The organism is Paenibacillus sepulcri (assembly GCF_042647105.1).
GTDB lineage: Bacteria > Bacillota > Bacilli > Paenibacillales > Paenibacillaceae > Paenibacillus_Z > Paenibacillus_Z sepulcri.
The window spans coordinates 6587200-6607495 of the sequence record NZ_JBHRUP010000001.1 but is presented as its reverse complement, the minus strand read 5'-3'; the positions used below and the strand labels follow the sequence as shown (position 1 = coordinate 6607495).

Genomic DNA, 20296 nt, shown 5'->3' with positions numbered 1-20296 from the left:
CTGCCAGGCAGCACCACGCTCCAGGCAACCCGCTTGCTTCGAGTCCTCTTGTCCGGCAGGCTGCGCTACTCCTTCACGCTTCCCATCACAATGCCGCTGATGAAAAACCGCTGCAGAAACGGGTAAACCAGAAGTATCGGCAGCGTTCCGAGGAAGATTTGCGCCGCTTTGACCGTCCGGTTCGACACCTGGCCCAGCAGGGTGAGATCAGTGACTGTCAGACGGCTGAAATCCTTGGTCACGATAACGGTCTGCAAATAGCTTTGCAGCGGATAATTATCCGGGGAATTCATATAAATCAGCCCCGTAAACCACTCGTTCCACTGAAAAACAACGGAGAACAGCGTCACGGTAGCCAGCACCGGCATCGATACGGGAATGACGACCTTGAGCAGCGTTTTCCAGTGGCCCGCTCCATCGATGAAGGAAGCCTCCAGCAGCTCCTTCGGCAGTCCGCGGAAGAAATTCAGAATGAGAATAATGTTGAACACATTGACTGCGCTCGGGATAACCAAGGCCCAGATCGAGTCGATCAGACCCGTCTTCTGCACAATCACGTACGTTGGAATAAGTCCGCCATTGAACAGCATCGTAATGACGAAGGTCCATACATAGACGGTGCGGAAGCGGAATTCCCGGACCTCCTTGGACAGGGCATAGGCGACCAGTACGCCCAGCAGCATATTCAAGGATACGCCCAGCGCCACCCGCTTCAGCGTTACAACAAAAGATTTGAGGAAAGCCGGCTCATTGACGACGAACGAATAGGATTTGACCGTAAAATCGACCGGCCACAGGCCGACCTGGCCCGCCGTGGCCGCACTGCTGGAGCTGAATGAGATGGCCAGAATATGGACCAGCGGAAATATGCAAAGCAGCGCCAGCAGGCTTAGTGCGGTATAGTTGCCGATTGTAAAAATTCTTTGACTGAGCGTCTTGTTCTCAACCAAGTCGCACCCCTCCCTTTGCTGCTAGAAAATACGATAGTTGGCGAACCGGAAAGCGAGAAAGTAAGACCCCGCTATGAAAATAAGGGAAACAATGGATTTAAACAGTCCCACGGCTGTCGCGACGCTGTATTGATAATCCAGCAGCCCCAGCCGGTAAACGAAGGTATCGATAATATCTCCGGATTCGTATACGACCGTGCTGTACAGATTGAATACCTGATCGAAGCCGGCATTGAGCACATTGCCCATGCTCAACGTAGCGAGCAGAATGACGACAGGCATCATTCCCGGCAGCGTAATATGCCAGGTTTGTCTTCTCCGGTTGGCGCCGTCCATGACAGCCGCTTCATAGAGAGCGGGATTAATGCCGGTCAAGGCAGCCAGGTAGACGATGGTGCTGAAGCCAAATTCCTTCCAGACATCCGAGATCACAAGCACGAACGGAAACCAGTTGTTGTCGGCCAGGAAGAAGACCGGCTTAAGACCGAACATCCCCATGACCTGATTGATGATCCCTGTTGACGGGGACAGCAGATCAATCATGATTCCGCCCAGAATGACCCAGGACAGGAAGTGGGGCAAATAAACGAGCGTCTGCACGGAACGCTTGAACTTGCGTACGCGGATTTCGTTGAGCGCAAGCGCCGCCGCAATCGGAACGACCTGTCCGGCAATGATTTTCATCGCGGAAATATACAGGGTATTGCCCACAACGCTCCAGATATTGGGCAAATGGAACAGGTACTCGAAGTTGTCCCAACCGACCCACTCCGATTTCAGGAAGCCGAGCGTCGGATAATATTTCTGGAAAGCGATAATGATGCCCAGCATGGGGCCGTAGCTGTATACGAGCACTAGTGCGAGAGCCGGCCAAACCATGAGATGAAGCGGCAGCTCCTTTTTCCACTGCGGAATTTTCATATTCGGTCCTCCTGTCCAAAGCAATAAGGAGAGGGATGACCCTCCCCTTCGAGCAGCCTGATCTTATTTGGCATTGCTTGCTGCATACCACTCATTGACTTCTTTGGTGATTTGATCCCCGCCAAGCTGCTTCCAGTCCGCGACGAATTTATCGAACGCATCCGGAGAGGCGGCTCCCATGATGATTTTAATGAAGGTTTCGAATTCCTGCTGTTTAAGGAAGGAACCCTTCTCGACCATCGTTGGCGTAGGCGTCCCGTAAAAGGCATTGGATACGACCCGGTCGTTCTCGTTGTAGGTTTTGAGTATGGCATACGCGCCGTTCTCGCCGAAGATCGGGTTCAAATACCAGCCCGTAAAATTCGTGCCTGCCGTGGCTTCCTTCATCTGGTCATAGTAGCCTTTGAATTCTTCGTTCAGCTTGGAGGTGTCGCCTGTTTTCAAAGCCTCGGTCACCAGCTCATGCGCGTTGATGTTGGTATCCATCGTGAACGTCTGGATCACTGCGCCGCCGAATACCGGAATTTTCTTGTCGCCTTCCGTAATCGTATGATATTTGGAGGATTCGGCATTTTCGCCGTAAATCTTCTCGTAGTAGAAATTCAGCATCTTGACGATCGCTTCTTTATGCTCCGTGCCTTTCTTGACGACGTAGAAATGGGCCGGTACCGGCTGTGGAATATACGCCTTGGCCGGCTGGTCGTCAACCGATACAAGCGGATACGGCATCCATTCGGCATTCTTGTCGCGCTGCTTCAGATCGTTGAGCGGCCAGGAAGCGTTCCAGAATTGACCGAAATGCAGGCCAATCTTGCCAGAGGTTTCGGATTCCGCAACCTTCGTACCGTCCTTGACGGCGAATTCCGGATCAATCAAGCCTTCCTTGAACATGCTGTTCAGGGCGATCAGCCCTTCCTTGACCTGCGGCTGGATGCTGCTGTAGACCAGCTGGCCCGTCGCTTCATCCTTCTGCCACATCGTCACATCCGTGCTGTACGGGTAAGCATGATAGCCGGCGAAGAAGCCTTCTACGCCTGCAAATCCGTCATATACATTCTTGCCGATGGCAAGTCCGAACGTGTCCTTCTTGTTGTTGCCGTCGGGGTCGTCATTCGTAAAAGCGCGCGCGATGTTGATGACATCCTCCATCGTTTTCGGCGGATCAAGATTCAACTTCTCCAGCCAATCCGTCCTGACCCACACCAGCTGCGCTCCATCGGTGCCTCCGCCCGAGGTCGTATTGGGAATGGCCATCAATTTGCCATTGCTGGAGGCTGCCTGCATCATAATGCCGTTATTGGAATTCAGGTTGGCCTTCACGGCATCCGAAGCATATTGATCGAATACGTCGGTCAGATCCTCGACCATATCGGCGTCGATCATCATCTGCAGCTCGCGCGCCGACACGTCCATGATGTCCGGCAGATTGCCCGAGGCAATCGCCACGCTCATCTTCTGGTCTCTGACCTCGGGAGAACTGCTGGCCACCCACAGGTTCTTCACTTTAATGCCGAGCTGGGCCTCATATTCCCTTCTCCATACATTGTGGTCAATATCGTCCCCTTGGGGATAGACCGGGTTCTCCATCTGGAATGCAACCGTTGTCAATTCAATGGGCGGGTCGTATTTGGCCATGGGATCTGCCGGAGGAGTCGCTGCGGCGTTGCCGGTATTCTCTTCCCCGCTTGGCGGGGCAGCTGCTCCCTCTTGATTGTTTGTGCCGTTGTTCGAGCAAGCCGCTACCAATACCATCATACAAGCGAGCAGGACTGCAAGCGTTCCCTTGAACCTCTTTGCGCTTTTCAATGTTAATCCCCCTGTCGGATCCTGTATTGTTCTACATCTCCCATTATGCGGAATACAGCGGCAAACGGACAGATTCACAATTGCACATATGTTGACTTCTTATGACTTCTTGGGGCCGCGCATTATCAATATCGTTACCTTCAGTCCCCCGAGAGCGCTTCGCTCCAGGGTAATGCCGCTCTCCTGGCCGAAGACAAGCTGAATGCGGCGGTGCACATTAATCAGTCCCGTCGTTTCCATCTGATCGTCACGGACGCGAAGCTTGCGCCGGAGCTCCTCCATGCCGGCATCATCCGGCGCCCTGCCGCTGTCCTCAACGCGAATGATAAAGCTTGCCTCATCCGCCTTGAAGGATACCGCGATCTTTCCGTTGCGAACAACATGCTCGAGCCCATGGTTGTACGCATTCTCCAGAACCGGCTGCAGGAACAGCCGCGGCACCGGCAGGTCAGCCACGTCCTCCGGCAGCGGGTCGAATTCCACCTCGATGCGGCTGGAGAACCGGATGCCCTGAATGTCCGTATAGGACTTGGCATGCCCGAGCTCCATTGTCATCGGAACCTGCTCAGCCGCTCCGCGGGTAATATATTGAAAATACTCGCCCAAATGCTCGCAGAACAGGATCACCTTGTCGATATCATGCATCTTGGCAAGCCGGTAAAGCGTAAAATACGTGTTGTACAGGAAATGGGGGTTAATCTGGGACTGGAGCTGCTTGAGCTCCGAGCTCTGCGAGCGGATCTTCTGTTCGTAGACCACATGAATCAGCACCTTGAGCTGATCGACCATGGAATTGAACTGCGTATAGAGATAGGAGAATTCGTCGCCTCTCCGGGTGACCGGCATTTTCTCCAGGACCCCTTTCTCCACCTTGCGCAGGGAATGGACGAGATGGCTCATCGGACGGTGAATCACCCGATAAATCCAGGCCGAGAATATGAAAATAACAACGATCGAAATAATGGAAAGCATCCAGAACCAGCTGCCGTAAGCGGACAGCTTGCCCAGCACCTCTTCCTCCGGCACATAGACGGCAAGCGACAGATCCTTCTCCGCTCCGGTCCGGTAGGAAATCAGATAGCGGTCATTGTCGTAATGGTAGGGATAGACGCCCAGCTTGCTTTCCGGAGGTTCATAGGAGGCCTGGATCGCTTTATTCAGCGTATCGTCCGTGCCGCTGGCCAGCGACCAGTTCTGGTTGCGGTTCCAGAGAATCGCTCCCCCGTTCCCGTAGGTGGAGAACTGCGACAGCTCATGCCTGATCGTATCGACGTTCAGCTCGATGCTGAGCGCGTAGGACGGTTCTTTGTCATAGAAGCCGTAATAGGGATAGGATAAGACAATAAACAGACGGCTCTGCCATTCCACAATAGCCGCTCCCCCTGTAGCGGAAGCCTTCACCACCATGCCGTATTCGTCCGCCGGCAGATCGGCTATTATATTTTGCGAGGAAATCACCCGGTTAATGGTTGGAATATAGGCGCTTACTTTACTGATCAGGGCGCTGGATATCTGGATCATCGACAGCTTTTCCTGGATTTTCAGAATACGCTGGGTCATCTCGTAGCTGTCCAGCACGGACCCGCCGAAGCTGATGCTTTGCAAATCCTTGTCATCAATAAACTCACGCTGATGCTTGCTCATCCGGTCGATCTCCGTGCTGAACGAGTCCATGAATTTCTGAACGCTGGCTTCCATCTGTTTCGACAGCTCCTCGCGCACGCTCTCCTTTCCCTTCTGGTTAATAAACAAGCTGAGCGTGCAAAGCGGGACGATGACCAGCAGGAAGACGAAGACGATCTTCGGATAGATGGTCAGCTTGAATCGGCGTTTGACAAGTAACATACGGCCCCTCCACATAATCAAAATAGCTTTCAAAAAGCGGCTTTTAGAAGTCCGGTGAATAACAGGCGGAGCAGGCGGAAATAGTCTGGAGAAGCGTAAGCTGAAAGCTTTCGCTAGAAAGCTGCTTCGTAAGCATCCACTTACGACCTTTGTACCCCGAATTTAACCGATAAAAGGTGACAAAGCGATTCACGTTGTTTATTGTGGATCGCTTTGCACCAAAGGTATTCAAATTCAAAAATTCAGGGGTACAACAGCGATCTCGACAAGTGACAAGCGATAGACATGCTTGTAGCACTTGCGAGTATCGGAAGACGTTTCCGTATGCGCAGCATGTCCTTTTCACCGGGCTTTTTTAATGCCTCTCAGACAGATTTCTCCCGGTATTCGATGGGCGTCATCCGGGTCAGCCGCTTGAAGAAACGGGTGAAATAGGCGGAGGATTCAAAGCCGACGGCCAGGGCAATATCATGCACCTTGCGGTTGGTTCCTCTGAGCAGTTCCTTGGCCCGCTCGATTCTCACATGAATCACGTAATCGGTCAGGGAAACGCCGGTCAGCTTCTTGTACAGCCGGGACAGGTAATAGGGGTTCAAATAAACAATCTCCGCCATACGGGTCAGCGACAAGTCCTCGGCGATATGCCGATGCACATAATCCTCAATCGTCTGCACCACATCGCGGTACGGTGAGAATTCGGATTGATTGCGCAGCTCAAAATAATGCGCAGCCAGCTGAAGAAAATAATCGGCCACGCTCTTCCAGTCCGGAAAGGATTTGTACTCCACGCAGCGGCCCAGATCGATCTGCCTGCCAATATCCCGACTCAAGCCGGAGCGGTTGATGCATGTCATGAAGGTGGAGGAAAGCGCGAGAAAAATCTCCTGCATCGTGTATGTATTCCCGTCCGTATTCTCTGTCAGCCCGGTCAGAAAAGCCACCATCGCTTCGCGGAATTTCTCCTGCTGGCCGCTCTCAAGATAAGCCTCCAGCTGCTTGAGCGCAGGGGCGTAAAATTGATTTTTGCCCGGAACCCCATCGCTATGAAGCGGCTCGCTGTACTCGGAGAGCATCATCTCCCGGCCCATGCCGATGCCGTAATTGATTTGCCATTTCATGCGAAAATAAACCCCGGTCAGCTGATCCCACTGGGTCTCCCGCTCCCCGATCAAAAAGGAAGCGCTTACTTTCAGCAGCTGATAGCTCTGTTTTTGCGTCATTTCCAGAATCCCGCGGATCACACGGCGCAGTGCGTCAGCGTCCTGCGGTTCCCTGGATTGCAGCAGCCAGACCCATTGATCGCTTTCGTACTTCACCTGCACAATAAGAAATTTCGGCGCCAGATATTCCTCGGCAATATTGTTGATCGCAAACAGCAGCAGCTCCTTGTCGGATAAGGAAAGCTCTGGCTGCCACTTGTCAACCTTGCCGGTCACAAGAAGAACGGGACGATCTGTCAACAGGGGAATCTCCAGCTGCTCCAGATTGCGTGGGGTCACATCGGCTGCGGTCCGCGCGCCTTCCAGCAGTCCGGTCAGATACACCTTCCTGAGCATGGGGAGGGCGACGCTCATGCTCCCTTTTGCCTTGAGAATCAGATCATTCAGCTTCCATTCCTCGTCCAGCTCCCGGCAGGCCCGCTGCACCGCCTGCAGGATCTTGGCATCGCCTTCGGTCTTGAGCACATAATCGATGCTTCCTCCGCGAACGGCCTCTTGAATATATTTGAATTCATTATAGCCCGTGAGCATAATGACCTTGCAGTGCGGCCAGGTCGCTTTGGCATGCTTCAGCACCTCAAGACCGGAAATTTCCGGCATATGAATATCCGTCAGCAGAATATCGATCTGGGTATTGTTAAGCCGCTGTAGCGCTTCTTCGCCCGAGTAAGCACGGTACAATTCAAGCTCGACGGTTTCCGTGTGCTCGCCGAACATCTCGAATAATCCGTCCGCGATAATCGGCTCATCATCTGTAATTAGCAAGCGGTACATGGTTCACCATTCCTTTTTCTGATTTAAGCACCTCATTCTCTCATATGGATATTGGGTCGTCAATTACAGATGTTAGGGGATCGGCAGAGCTGGAATAGGTTGGATGGGCAGGAAAAAAGAGCGCCAGAAGCTCCTTTATTAAGGGAACTCCAAGCGCTCTGTACGGTTAACGGTTATTTACGTTTGGGCAGCTGATTGCGATTAAGGCCTGACAATGGTGCCGTCCGCCTTGCGGTCTATCGGGTATGGCTTATGGTACATGCGGGTTTGCAGCTCGGGATTTACGAGCTTCGCCGCCTTCTCTTCATCGATATCGACGCCCAGCCCAGGCCGTTCATTGGCGTAGAGGTGGCCACCCTTAAGCACCGCATGGCCGGGAAACGCATCAAGCTCCTCCGCTCTGAACGCATTATCTTCCTGGATGCCGAAGTTCCAGACCGCCATATCCAGATGCATGGCCGCCGCCTGGTTCACCGGATCATTATCCCCGCCTTCCTGCCAGGCCGTGCGGACGCCGTGCGCTTCCGCGAAAGCCGCGAGCTTGCGGCAGGCCGATATGCCGCCGCCCTTGGACACGCGGACCCGGATATAATCGATCAGCCGCTCCTGGATAAGCGGTATCCATTCATGGGGGCTTGTGAACAGCTCCCCCATCGCCTGCGGCGTCGTGCTCTGCTGCCGGATCGAACGGAACCAGGCGATCTGCTCGGGCGGCAGCACATCCTCCAGGAAGAACAAGCGGTAAGGCTCCAGCCGCTTGGACAGCATGACCGCCCCCTGAGGGCTGAGATGCTCATGCACATCATGCGTGAATTTGGCATCCGGACCAAAATGTCCGCGGAGCTGCTCAAACATATTGGGAATCGCTTCCAGATAAGCCTCTTCATCGAAAATAACCTTGGTCGGCCAGGCATTCGTCGGCCGCTTCGCCTGATCGGCGGGGATGAAGCCTCCCCCGCCATAGCTGCCGAGCTGGCAGCGGACCACCGAATAGCCCTCCTCCCTGTAGCGGATGATGCTTTCCGTCAGCTCGGAGATATCCCTTCCGCTTGCATGCGCGTAACAGGGAACCGCCGGACGGCATGGACCGCCGAGCAGCCGGTACACCGGCATGCCCGCTTCCTTGCCTTTAATATCCCACAGCGCCATATCGATGGAGCCAATGGCAGTCATAAGTGCCGAACCGTTGCGCCAATAGCCGCTTTGGTACATGGACTGCCAAATATCCTCGATCGCGCCGGCATCGCGGCCGATCAGCGTCGGCGCCAGCAGCTCCTCGATAACCGCAGCTACGGCGCCCGGATTGAAATAATCATTCGCCGATCCGATTCCATACAGTCCATCCTGATCCGTCTCGACCTTCACGATCGACCAGCTTGCATCGTGGCGCGTCCGGATCAGCCGGATCCGTTTGATCTTCGTCATCTCACCCATCCTCTCGAAGTTACCGCTACTTGAGCTTATCTACCGGATAATAAGGCGGAACCGGCTGCGTATAGGTATCGCGCGCAAACTTGATTTGATTGGGCGTCCACTGCGAGTAGAACAGGCGGGTATCGTGGTCGTCGCTCATCGCCAGCACCTCCGGCACCGTCGCCCAGTTCGTCAGAGGGTAGCTAGATGCGCGGGAATGATAATTATGCATCGTCCGCCGGCCATGCGTGCAGTCGTCCCTTCCCCCTTTACGGGTGTGATAGGTTGTAATATTATACAGCACCGCAGTTCCCGCTTTGCCCCGGATCGGAACCTCCTGATATTCACTTCCCTGCTTCTCCTTCGCTTCATCCAGAGAGCTGTACATATGGCTGTTCGGGACCAGGCAGAAGGCCGGGCAGCATTCATGGACATCCGACAAATAATAGATGACGCAGGTGAACGTGCTGATATAGGGATTTTCGGGATCATAGATCATCCCTCCCATCGTGCCGTAGTAGCTGATATCGCGGTGGAATTTCATCTCGCTGCTGCTTGCCCGATCAACCGATACATCCCGGAAGTCGAATTGGGCGAAGCGGGCCTCGCCAAGCAGCACCTCCTGAATCAATGGAAAAATCTTCGGGTGGCGGATAAACTTATCCATCTCCAGCGGATGTTTCCCGAGAAAGCTGCCTGTGCCGACAGCGCCTTCCATCGGCTTATGCCACAGTTCAGGCGATTCCTTGAGCGAAGCCTCGACCATCCCGTTCAAGTAGTCAAGCTCCTCCTGTGACAAAGCATTCGGGATGACGGCGAAGCCATTCTCCTTGTAATGCGCCAGAATTTCCTCTTTTGTCGTTTGATAGGCGGTTACAGTCATAATTCACTAACCTCTCTTTCATGTGATGAGATTGAAATGTGGGAATGATGGATTAACCTTTGACGGAACCGAGCATGATGCCTTTGACAAAGTACTTCTGCAGGAAGGGATACACGATCAGAATCGGAACGATCGCGAAAATAATGGTTGCAGCCTTGATATTCTCCGGCTGGACGATCAGCCGGCTCGAATCATTCAGCGTGCTTGTATCCTGTGCTCCCATATTCAGCATATTGAAATCGATAATGATCGAGCGCAGCACCATCTGAAGCGGCCATTTGCTGTTATCGCTGATAAAGAACAGCCCCGAGAAGAAATCATTCCAGTGCGCTACCGCGTAGAACAGACCTACCGTCGCTATGACCGGCTTGGACAGGGGCAGAATGATGCTCCATAATACACGCAGATCCGAGGCCCCGTCGATCCGGGCGGATTCCTCCAGACTTTCCGGGATGCTCCAGAAGAAGTTGCGCATCAGTATCAGGTTGAAGGGAGCGACCAACTGCGGGATTATTAGCACCCAGATGCTGTTGAGCAGCCCGATATTTTTGAGCAAAATGTACATCGGGATCAGGCCCGCCCCGAACAGCATCGGAATAATCACGATCCACAGCAGTATCCGGTGGCCCGGAATATGCGTCTTCGACAGTCCGTACGCGCCGGTTGCCGTGAACACGAGATTCAGAAAGGTCCCCACCACGGTAACGAACACCGTGATGCTGAATGCCTTTAACAGAACCTCCGTGTTGAAAATATATTTGTACGATTCCAGCGTGAATGATTTGGGCCACAGCATCATCGGATTTTTGTAGATTTCATGCGCTTCGCTGAAGGAAATCGCCCACACGTTAACCATCGGCATCAAGGTTATCAGGCCCGATGCGATAAGGATGAGATAGATGAGACCTTGCGCCCACCACGGATTCGCGTCCAGGCTTCTGCTTCTCCCGTTTAAGTCCAGCTCCTTGACGGGCTGCGCTGATTCGGCGGTTTGATCTACCATAGCGATTTCTCCCCCATCCTGCGAATGATCGTATTGGCCGTAATGATGAGGATCATGCCGATGATGCCTTTGAATAAACCGACTGCAGTCGCAAGCTCGAATTGGGCCTGCAGAATGCCCAACCGGTACACATACGTATCAATGATATCTCCGACGTCGTACAGGGCAGGATTGAGGAACATGAAGATCTGATCGAAACCGGCATCCAGTATGCCTGCCAGCTGCAGGCAGAAGAGCAGGGCGATGATCGGCCTGATTCCCGGCAGGGTCACATGCCAGATCTGCCTCAGTTTGCCGGCGCCGTCGATCTTGGCCGCTTCATACTGCTGCGAGTCGATGCCTGCCAGGGCCGCCAAATAAATGATCGCGCCCCATCCGAATTCTTTCAGAATGGCCGTAATGACTATAATCGTGCGGAACACGTCGGGATTGGTGGTGAAATTGAACTTCTCCAGCCCCATATTCGTCAGCACGAGATTGATGATTCCGCTTGGTCCGATGAAATTGTAGATGACCCCGGCGAACACAACCCAAGAGAGAAAGTGCGGGAAATAGGTGATCGTCTGGATGGAGCGCTTGAACCAGAAGCTTCTCACTTCATTCAGCAGCAAAGCGAACAGGATCGGAACAGGAAAGCCGAATAGAAGACGGTACAAGCTGATAATGACCGTATTCTTGAGCAGCTCCGGAAATTTATCCGATGTGAACATCGCTTCAAAATGTTTAAAGCCGACCCACGGGCTGTCCATGATGCCCGCAATGATTTTAAAATCCTTGAACGCAATCGTAATGCCGTAGAAGGGCGCGTAAGTAAAGATGGCAAAATAAACAATGGTCGGCAGAATCAGAAGGTATATAAATCGCGACTTCCAAATCCGTGTACCCAGCCTATTAGGAGCATAGACGGATTTCGCCCTCATGAAATCATTCCTTTCCTTCTTGCGGACATGCCGGAAATGTTCTGGAACAGGCCCGCAGCTGCTGCCTATTCCAGAAGTTCCGGCCCATTAATCTACATAATTCGGTTCCGACTTATTCGTTTGCAGTTCATTGAACTCATCGATAATTTTCTGCTGGCCCGCATCCAGCCATTTCTGGCGGGCTTCCTTGTACGCTTCCTTGGTAAGATTCATATCGGTCAAAATACTCCCGTCCACCTTGGCCATATAGTCCTCCCAGATCTGAGGGCCGATTTCCGCGTTGGTCGGTGACATTACTGTTGGATCCTTGAAGTCGTTATAAGGCGTCGCCGCATATTTCTCGAACATGCTCTTGAAATATTCGAACTTATCCTGAATGCCTGCTCCGATGAAGTTCAGCTCCTGCGCTTCCCAGTCCAGCTTCTCGCTCATCGGGTCGAGGAACTTCAGCGGTTCGATCTGGGCGGCTTTATAGTCGGCTTCCCGCTCTTCATCGGGAATCGGCACTTTTCTTCCTTCCGGATCTACCGTATACGTCTTGCCTTCAATGCCGTATCTTCTGAAGTCGGACCCCGTGGTCAGGGACCAATTCAGAAATTCAAAAAATTTCGCTGCCTTATCCTTCGCCTTCACATTGACGTAGAACCCTCTATCCTGCGGAAACACGACGCGCGTTCCGCCCTGCTGGCCATCCGGTCCGGTGAGAGGAGGCATGATCTTGATGTCTGCATTAGGCTCATTCTTCTTCAGATCGATGTAAAGCGATTGAAGATTTCCGCCGAGAATGACTGCTGCACGCCCGGCTTTAAATTTCGTCTCCCCGAAGGAAGCATCAGGATTGACGCCGGCTTCCTCATCGAACAAACCGCGTTTCTTTAAATCCTGCAGCCAGAATTTGAAATCCAGATGCTCCTCCTGCATTTCCGGAGGGACGATCTTGTTAGGATCCTCTTTGGAAGGCGCCCACCCGGAGGTTGTGCCGAATGATGTGCCCAGATCCTTGGCTGCCCAGAATGGAATCGTATTCCCATGCGTCATGGGCACAATCCCTTTGCCGCTCTCCTTGATTTTCTCCAGTGCCGCCTCGAGCTCGGCAACGGAGGTCGGTTCTGCTATTCCAAGCTCCTCGAATATATCCGCACGATAGTTAATAAAGAACGGGACAATCGGATAGATCAGATTCGGGATAAAATAAATATCGCCCTTGTCATCCGCCATTTTATCCCAGATGCCTGCCGGCACGGCATCCTTGACGGCGGGGAACTGATCCAGATATTCATTGATTTTCAGGAAGCCGCCCTGATCCTGCATATCCTTCCAGAACGGATCGACCGGCCCCTTGCCCCAGATGACGTCAGGCATATTGCCGCCTGCTGCGGTCGTCTTGATCGTTGCATCGTAGTCCACGACGGGAATGATTCTAACATCAATGTCTACATTGCCCTGCTTGAATAATTCCTTCTCATAAGCGCCGCCCTTGGTATAGGTGGCCGGCCCCCATGTCGGTCTTGAATAAGAGAATTTAAGCGGTTCCGTATCGCTGCTGCTGCCCCCGTTATCGCCGTTGTCTTCAGCTGCAGCCCCATTCGTATTCCCCCCGGCTGGCGGTCCGGAATTATTATTCTGTGTGCAGCCAACGATCAGACCAAGCAGCATGACCGTTACCAGAGCCAACAACCCAATCTTCTGCAATCGTTTCTTTTCCGTCATCTCCCGATTCATGTTCGTCCTCCTTCGATAGGTTTGGTTAACAAACGCGGCAGCCCCCCTGTTGTTCGAAACCGGTTTAATTTATGAAATCTCCCGGGTTGGGAATTTTCAACGGTTTTTAAGAATGCGCTTACAAAATTGCTGTTAATAGTGCCCCTTTCATTGTCGGGGGTTGTGAAAATCTGAGTATGGGTACGCTTACAAAAGGTTGAAGACTGCTATCTGTGAGGATAAGACTGAGGCGTATGTTTCGGATAGGCGACTTGGTATGATTGAATCATGTTGTTATGTTATTTGACGGTTATTTATGATCTTGGTATGGATGATATCATTACAAGTAACTCGTTGTAAATGATGGTTTAGGGTCCATTTTTGCTTAAAATCGTGGCAATATCGCCCTTTATGTTCCATTTCGTATCATTTTCTCAATTTTCTAACTATTTACGCAGTCTAATCACCTTGTGTTCTGGCAACCTTTACAAATTATATATCAAACTATAAGATGGTATATAACAAGCAAAATATGACATGAGGTTACAAAATGGAGAAAACCGTTCAACATTTATCGCTCTACGAGCAGATCAAGCAGCATCTGTTATCGGAGATTCAGGAGGGGCATTGGAAGACCCATGACAGGCTTCCGTCGGAGAATGAACTGACCAAGCAGTTCTCCGTAAGCCGGATCACCGTTAAGAAGGCGATGTCCGATTTGGTCGAGCAGGGTGTCATTTACCGGGTGCAGGGGAAGGGCACGTTCGTATCCGAGCCGGACGCAGAAGCCGCTGCGGATAAGGTGGCTGTTCGCTTTTCGGAGAAGAGATCAGTGGCGCTGCTGCTTCCTTTCATCAACAACCAGCATAACGCGCTGTTACTAAATGGTGCCGAGCATATCCTCTCGCGGGCGGGATATTCCCTGCTGCTTTGCAATACGGAGAATTCCGTCGAGAAGGAAGAACGCATCATCCGGGAGATGGTCGAGCGTGATGTAGCCGGCATGATCGTGTATCCTGTCGACGGCGAGTCGTATAATCGGGAAATTTTGCAGCTTACCCTGGATTCGTTCCCGCTTGTCGTCATGGATCGATATTTGCGGGGGATCGACACGAACTGCGTGTGCCCGGATAATATCAAGGGGGCCCAGGACGGCGTCAACCATCTGATCTGTCTTGGCCACCGCAATATCGGCTTTCTATCCACGACCATTGCCGGCACGAGCAGCGTTGAGGACCGCTTGACCGGCTACGAGAGAGCACTGGCGGAGCACAATATCCCCATCGACCACCGTTACCGGTATGTCGACATCGAGCTCGGAGAGCCTATACCGATTATCAAGAAAATCAGGTCATTCCTGGACCGGAATCCCGAAATAACGGCCATTTTCGCGATCAATCCTGGTATTGGCCTGCAGGTTATCAAGCTTGCCTCCGAGATGGGCATCCGCATTCCGCAGGACTTATCCCTTATTTTCTTCGACGACTTCGAGCTCTCCGAATTCCACAGCGTCAGGCCGACCTTCATCAGCCAGGAAGAAAATGTGCTCGGCCAGGAAGCCGCCAAGCTGCTCATCTCCGTCATGGAGAATCCCGAACAGCATACGCAGAAGCTGTTCTTCCCGCCGAAGCTGGTCATTAGGGACTCGACCGCGAAGCCAGGGGTTCTGGTAATGGACAGCAATGATTAGGAGCGGGAATGGGAAGCCCCAAGAACCATTAAAGCTGGTTCTTGGGGCTTGTTTTGTGTTTTTCCCCTTATATTAGTGGCGGCTTATACAGATTTAATACTGTGTACTGTACTCGCTTTAACATTATAATAATCAATCAAATTACGATGTTCGTAATCATCAATATAATTACAAATATAATTATATGGATGAACCTTAAAGTTATTTATGTCGCCTAAATGATCAATAAAAGGAATATTATCATCAGATAGAATCCATTTTCCGCCTAAATTAACTCTAAATACTTCCCCAAAGATAAAAGTCGACATTCTTATAAAGTCAACGCTTTTTTCTGATTTTAACAAATTCGCAAGAAATAAATCGTTAATTCAAGCTTATTTTTCATTAAAAACAGAGTTGCCTCTTCTTTGAATTCCTTATTCAAAATTTGAGGGAAATCTATAATAATTTTCTTCGCTTCAGGTTTATGGTGCTCAAACCACTCTAGGGCTTTTTGATGTGTTATTTCTACAAAATGGTTTAATAATTCAATTAGCGATTGCTTTTATTTCTATTTATCGCCGTCTCCATGGTTTTTATTAACTTCCCAATTTCATATTATCGACATTGAACACGTATGGGATAATTTAGGTGAAAATATATGCTGATAAGATGTTAACTATAAACAAACCACATGGAGTTGTTACACTCGCATGTGGCTAAAACTACCTTATTCGTATGCATAGGATGTAAGTTCCAATAAAAAAGTATCCGAATCTACACTTAAAGTCAAGAATCCATTTTCCTGGTTAAAAGAGAACCATTGTATTGCGTTGTCCATCTTGTGCTTCCAGCAAACGTTCCCTTGATCGTTCAGTCTCCATAGATGGGAAGAGGTCTTTCGTTTTTTTTCATACGTATACAAGTAAATATTACTCTGCCGATCAAGTATCGGTGTAAACTGCGTGGTATGACCTAAGTCCGATTCCCATATGAGTTGGCCATCCAAGTTGAGGGAGATTAGCTTAAAATATGTCGTACCCATAACTATACACCCTGTATCGCTAAGTGCTGGGGAACTAATGATCCCTCGATCCTGAAGAGCATAGACCCAATTGGTGTTACCTTCGGAATCAAACGAGTACAGGGAATGCAAGCTTTCGCTATCGGCAATGAGCATATAAATATTACCATGGCTATCTATTATTGGTGCATGATCTATAAAGCATTTCCCCATTTCCTTTTTCCAACGAAGCAACCCGTCTTCTGATAGCGAGATATAGACCCCGTTATCCGATCGGCTGGTAAAATGCACATTGCCTTGTAAATCCAAAATTGGGCAACAACTTATATTGAGACAAGCGAATCTCCATAAAACGTGACCCCTACTATCAAATTTAATTAATTCATTTCTTGTGGCTCCATATAATTGACCATTGTTATTGAGCACAGGCTCAAACCGAAAAGAAGAATCAATCGGGCATTTCCACAATATTTCTCCGGTTGGACTTAGTTCCATCAAATGGTTATCTTGATTTCCACTACTCAATGCTACTAACAGGTTGCCATCATCATTGATCATTGAACTTGACATCACTCCGTCACCGTAACTTCTTGTCCTTATAACGTGTCCATCAGGATCTACCCATATCATGTCGCCAGAATTCGTTCCAAAAATAATAGTGTTCCTGTCATCAATTACCGGTTTTGAAATGGATAACGTATTCGGAAATTGCACCTTCCATCTTTTTTCTTTAATTTTTTGTGGACCCTCATATTTAAGTTGTTTGGACCAATCAAAATTTCTCGACAGAATAGGTGAAGACAAATTATGAGTCATTTTATCCTCCTTCCTTATTTAACGGGTACTGGATCGGCTACAGTAAGTTGGACAGAAAAGTTGAGGGCGAGTAGAATGAGCGCAACAGATAAGGAGCGAAACTACGATGCCCCAAGCTAGACGCAAGTTTACACCTGAATTTAAGAGTCAGATGGTTCAGCTGTACGAGGGCGGTAAATTACGAGGAGACATCGTTCGGGAATACGACTTAACCGCATCAGCGCTAGACCGCTGGATCCTACAAGGTCAACGCTCTGGATCGTTTTCTGAGAAAGCAAACCGGTCTCCCGAGGATAACGAGCTCCTGGCCCTGCGTAAAGAAAACCAGCGGCTTAAGATGGAGAATGACATTTTAAAGCAAGCCGCGCTGATTATGGGACGAAAGGTAATGTGATTCGAAATAATGCTCACAAATACTCGGTATCAGCAATGTGCAGCGTCCTACAAATTTCGAGAAGTTCCTATTATTTCAAGCCTGAGACTACAACAAATGAAGTGGAACAACACCTGGAGAATGCCGTCCACAAGATCTTCACTACCAGTCGAAATAACTACGGAACGCGCAAAATAAAAGTGGAGTTACAGAAAGAATCGATTCAGGTCTCACGCCGAAAGATTGGTCAGATCATGAAGAAACACGGTCTGGTCTCCAATTACACCGTTGCCCAATTCAAACCGTGTATAGCCGATTCTAACGCGTCTAAGACGGAAAACCAGCAGGACGAACCGTAGCCGCCCGTGGTGAGCGATCTTACGTATGTACGCGTTGCTGGCCAATGGCATTATGTACGCCTGTTTGTCGATCTGTTTAATCGTGAAATCATCGGCTTTAGCAGCGGTCCCAGAAAGACAGCGGCGCTGGTGTACAAGGCCATTGCGAGCATTTCCGTGCGTTTGGATCGCATCCAGATGTTCCACACGGACAGAGGCAGGGAATTTGATAACAAGCTTATATCTGAGGCGCTAACAGCCTTCGGCATCCAACGCTCCCTAAGCAAGAAAGGTTGTCCTTATGGCAATGCAGGTGCAGAAGCCATGTTTAAGATCTTTAAAACGGAGTTCGCTAACCATATTCATTTTCTACACTCGGAGCAATTGGCACTGGAACTCAGTGATTACGTCAACTGGTATAACTACCCACCGAATACACGGCACTTTAGGTTATCTGGCACCGGTTGAAGCTCGACGACTGACCTCATAAATGTTGTCCAGTTTTGTGTTGACAATCCAATCCTTCGACTAGATTCAACTGAGGGCTGTCGGATGGCACAAACACAAGATATAATCGAGGAAGCTCCTTCAAAAAAGGCTGCAGATTCCGTCGCATGGTGAATCCGACTGTTATCCAGGATCATCGCAATCTTCCCGCTCGGATAGGCGGCAAGCAGATCATTCAAAAAACGAAACCAGGCCGCGACATTCGCTTTTTCTTCTTCCCGGTGATGCTCTCGTCCTGTCTCATAATTGATCACTGCCAATAACTTAGCTCCTTCATGTTTGCCGTGGAAACCAGTTGTACTGCAGAGCCTGATAGGAGCGGATCGGCGACACTTGCATGCCTCATGGGTGAACCAAGTGAAACTCTTCTTTTCGATCCTGTACAAGCGATGTTTGCGCCACAACAGCTTTATGTCCAAAACCGATCTTCGGCGAAAAGTGATTGCTTTTATCCAGCGATGGAACCGACAAGACTGACATCCGTTCAACTGGACCTTCCGCGGCTACCCGATTCCAAATCAGGAGGGAATGTAACCCACGGACAAGAGGATACTCGAAGCGATTGGCGATGAAGTCGAAGACTTGCTGAAAGCCAGCGGGTTTTCCCACATACAGGTACGTCCGCACGGACAGCACTTGATCCTGTTTTTACGGCAGACGGCGAACACGTGAATCAAGCTCGTTTAAATGTATGGGATGCTCAGACTTTTGGGCTTAGCAAGGGGGAACGTGGGAACCGCCCCCCTTTATTGCTACTCGTCAAAGATTGGTTCATACGCTCATAGATCAATTTCCCTTGCCCTCACCGATCAGTAGGGCAGATTTTTTTGATCAGTACGAACTTCTAAAATGCTCTGCTAGTTAGAGTGAATATATACTCACATTTTTTTGTCTCAGGTAAACATTTCATTAATCCTTGGCCTATCAAATTCAAGTATCCATTCGTTGAACTTTTTATAAAGCTCTTTCAACACTTCGAGTTTTTCAGCAACAATATCTAGTCCCCTATCATCATAGAGATGATAGATAGTGTTATTTATTGTATTTATAAAATATACATCTCCAATAATAGTTGGTGTTAGACCCATCCCTTGATTCGATAGTGCTATTAAAAAATTTTCACTTTCTATATTACTTACCTCAGTTTTTACACAATATCTATATGTAATTGTTGTGTTGTCAATGTCATCAGGTTCTATATATCTATATTCATGTTTAGTTCTACTGATTTCTAATTTTTGAGAGGGTATGTAGTTTTTAAACATATTATATATACTCTCATTAAACAAACGCTCTGGGTGTTCTTCCCAGCAATCAACAAATATTATTAGGAAAATATCGTTATGAGGGCTGTTAATTGAATTAAAAATAGTTTTAGCCCGATGATACACTTGTTCTTCCCTACCTTTTGATATTTCCTTTCCCCCACCAAGCTCAAACCTAATTGAATATTGAGCATTATAGAATAATGGACTTTTTAATACCAGATTAGGAAAATGTTCCTCCAAGTATAAGTCAATAGATTCTTTTTGTTTCATATTCTCTCTCCTCATATATTCGTAAGTTCAGTTGGTTCTTTGTCCAGTTACACAGGGTGGCTCCAATGAAACGATGTGACCTTCCAGCAGTTTTCGAGCGACTGTCACAGCCGAACACCTAAGAGCGAGAAAAGGAAGTCGGAGCAGGTTCTTTCAACGATTTGCTTCCATCTGATTCTCATTAAAACGCCGGAGTTTTAAGAGAACGGGATAGCTGTTGTAGATGAGCTCCGGCTCCTTCACTCTTGTTATTTGCACCTTATCCTCTACCCGTTTCACCTCAAATGAGGGAGCACAGTAAACGTTCAGAAGCACCTCTCTGGCCTTCATTCATTAGCTAGGCCTGAACAAATCGTATCCGTGAAGAACTGACCAGCTTCTTGCAAGAAAAAGGGCAAAACCGATTTATCAAGCCTGAAGAGATCACCGCCTATCTCAAGAAGATCGCTTCTTCCTTACTTCCGCCGGACAAGGAGATCGCCAGAAGTCTGTCAATGGCATCAGCTCCATCATCGTCGCTGGCATTCCGCAATAGAGGGTCCGTCGCCTTCATGATAAAGACGACCCGACCAAGTATGCAAGTCTCTTCTGGAAC

14 protein-coding genes and 2 pseudogenes are annotated in these 20296 nt (G+C 49.8%); 2 read left to right on the top strand and 14 right to left on the bottom strand.

The window, feature by feature from the left end; genetic code table 11:
• Positions 1-65: 65 nt before the first annotated feature.
• The 10 genes from ACFOLF_RS28670 to ACFOLF_RS28625 all read right to left on the bottom strand — a co-directional run bounded on the left by ACFOLF_RS28670 (position 66) and on the right by ACFOLF_RS28625 (position 13457).
• A complete protein-coding gene (locus ACFOLF_RS28670) occupies positions 66-950 on the bottom strand; it encodes a carbohydrate ABC transporter permease (protein WP_210037392.1) in 885 nt (294 codons plus the stop codon).
• Positions 951-971: 21 nt separating this feature from the next.
• A complete protein-coding gene (locus tag ACFOLF_RS28665) occupies positions 972-1871 on the bottom strand; it encodes an ABC transporter permease (protein ID WP_210037391.1) in 900 nt (299 codons plus the stop codon).
• Positions 1872-1934: 63 nt separating this feature from the next.
• Positions 1935-3677 carry an extracellular solute-binding protein gene (locus ACFOLF_RS28660; protein WP_210037390.1) on the bottom strand — a complete coding sequence of 581 codons (1743 nt, stop codon included), beginning with the start codon at positions 3675-3677 and terminating at the stop codon, positions 1935-1937.
• A 99-nt stretch (positions 3678-3776) separates the two neighbouring features.
• Complete coding sequence (locus ACFOLF_RS28655) at positions 3777-5522, bottom strand: sensor histidine kinase (protein ID WP_210037389.1); 1746 nt, start codon at positions 5520-5522, stop codon at positions 3777-3779.
• A gap of 365 nt (positions 5523-5887) precedes the next feature.
• Positions 5888-7516, bottom strand: a complete 1629-nt coding sequence (locus ACFOLF_RS28650) for a response regulator transcription factor (RefSeq protein ID WP_210037388.1) — start codon at positions 7514-7516, stop codon at positions 5888-5890.
• Positions 7517-7717: 201 nt separating this feature from the next.
• Positions 7718-8941 carry an enolase C-terminal domain-like protein gene (locus ACFOLF_RS28645; RefSeq protein ID WP_210037387.1) on the bottom strand — a complete coding sequence of 408 codons (1224 nt, stop codon included), beginning with the start codon at positions 8939-8941 and terminating at the stop codon, positions 7718-7720.
• 25 nt (positions 8942-8966) lie between these two features.
• Positions 8967-9812 (bottom strand): phytanoyl-CoA dioxygenase family protein, encoded by an 846-nt coding sequence (locus ACFOLF_RS28640; RefSeq protein WP_210037386.1) that lies wholly within the window; start codon positions 9810-9812, stop codon positions 8967-8969.
• Between the two features lie 52 nt (positions 9813-9864).
• Entirely contained in the window at positions 9865-10815 is a 951-nt protein-coding gene (locus tag ACFOLF_RS28635; RefSeq protein WP_210037385.1) for a carbohydrate ABC transporter permease, read from the bottom strand.
• On the bottom strand, positions 10809-11735 hold the full coding sequence (locus tag ACFOLF_RS28630) for an ABC transporter permease (protein ID WP_210037384.1): 927 nt from the start codon (positions 11733-11735) through the stop codon (positions 10809-10811). The genes ACFOLF_RS28635 and ACFOLF_RS28630 overlap by 7 nt, the downstream gene beginning before the upstream one ends.
• Positions 11736-11822: 87 nt before the next feature.
• Entirely contained in the window at positions 11823-13457 is a 1635-nt protein-coding gene (locus tag ACFOLF_RS28625) for an extracellular solute-binding protein (protein WP_210037383.1), read from the bottom strand.
• Positions 13458-13986: 529 nt separating this feature from the next.
• Here ACFOLF_RS28625 and ACFOLF_RS28620 point away from each other — a divergent pair.
• Positions 13987-15126, top strand: a complete 1140-nt coding sequence (locus ACFOLF_RS28620; RefSeq protein WP_210037382.1) for a GntR family transcriptional regulator — start codon at positions 13987-13989, stop codon at positions 15124-15126.
• Positions 15127-15835: 709 nt separating this feature from the next.
• Here the strand turns inward: ACFOLF_RS28620 and ACFOLF_RS28615 are convergent.
• Positions 15836-16945, bottom strand: a complete 1110-nt coding sequence (locus tag ACFOLF_RS28615) for an outer membrane protein assembly factor BamB family protein (protein WP_210037381.1) — start codon at positions 16943-16945, stop codon at positions 15836-15838.
• Between the two features lie 106 nt (positions 16946-17051).
• Between ACFOLF_RS28615 and ACFOLF_RS28610 the strand changes: the two are divergent.
• A pseudogene (locus ACFOLF_RS28610) lies at positions 17052-18146 on the top strand (IS3 family transposase).
• A gap of 154 nt (positions 18147-18300) precedes the next feature.
• Here ACFOLF_RS28610 and ACFOLF_RS28605 read toward each other — a convergent pair.
• The 3 genes and pseudogenes from ACFOLF_RS28605 to ACFOLF_RS28595 all read right to left on the bottom strand — a co-directional run.
• A pseudogene (locus ACFOLF_RS28605) lies at positions 18301-18417 on the bottom strand (IS630 family transposase); the annotation flags it as partial.
• A gap of 639 nt (positions 18418-19056) precedes the next feature.
• Positions 19057-19701 carry a DUF3885 domain-containing protein gene (locus tag ACFOLF_RS28600; protein ID WP_210037380.1) on the bottom strand — a complete coding sequence of 215 codons (645 nt, stop codon included), beginning with the start codon at positions 19699-19701 and terminating at the stop codon, positions 19057-19059.
• 430 nt (positions 19702-20131) lie between these two features.
• Positions 20132-20254 (bottom strand): hypothetical protein, encoded by a 123-nt coding sequence (locus tag ACFOLF_RS28595; protein WP_379112823.1) that lies wholly within the window; start codon positions 20252-20254, stop codon positions 20132-20134.
• Positions 20255-20296 lie beyond the last annotated feature (42 nt).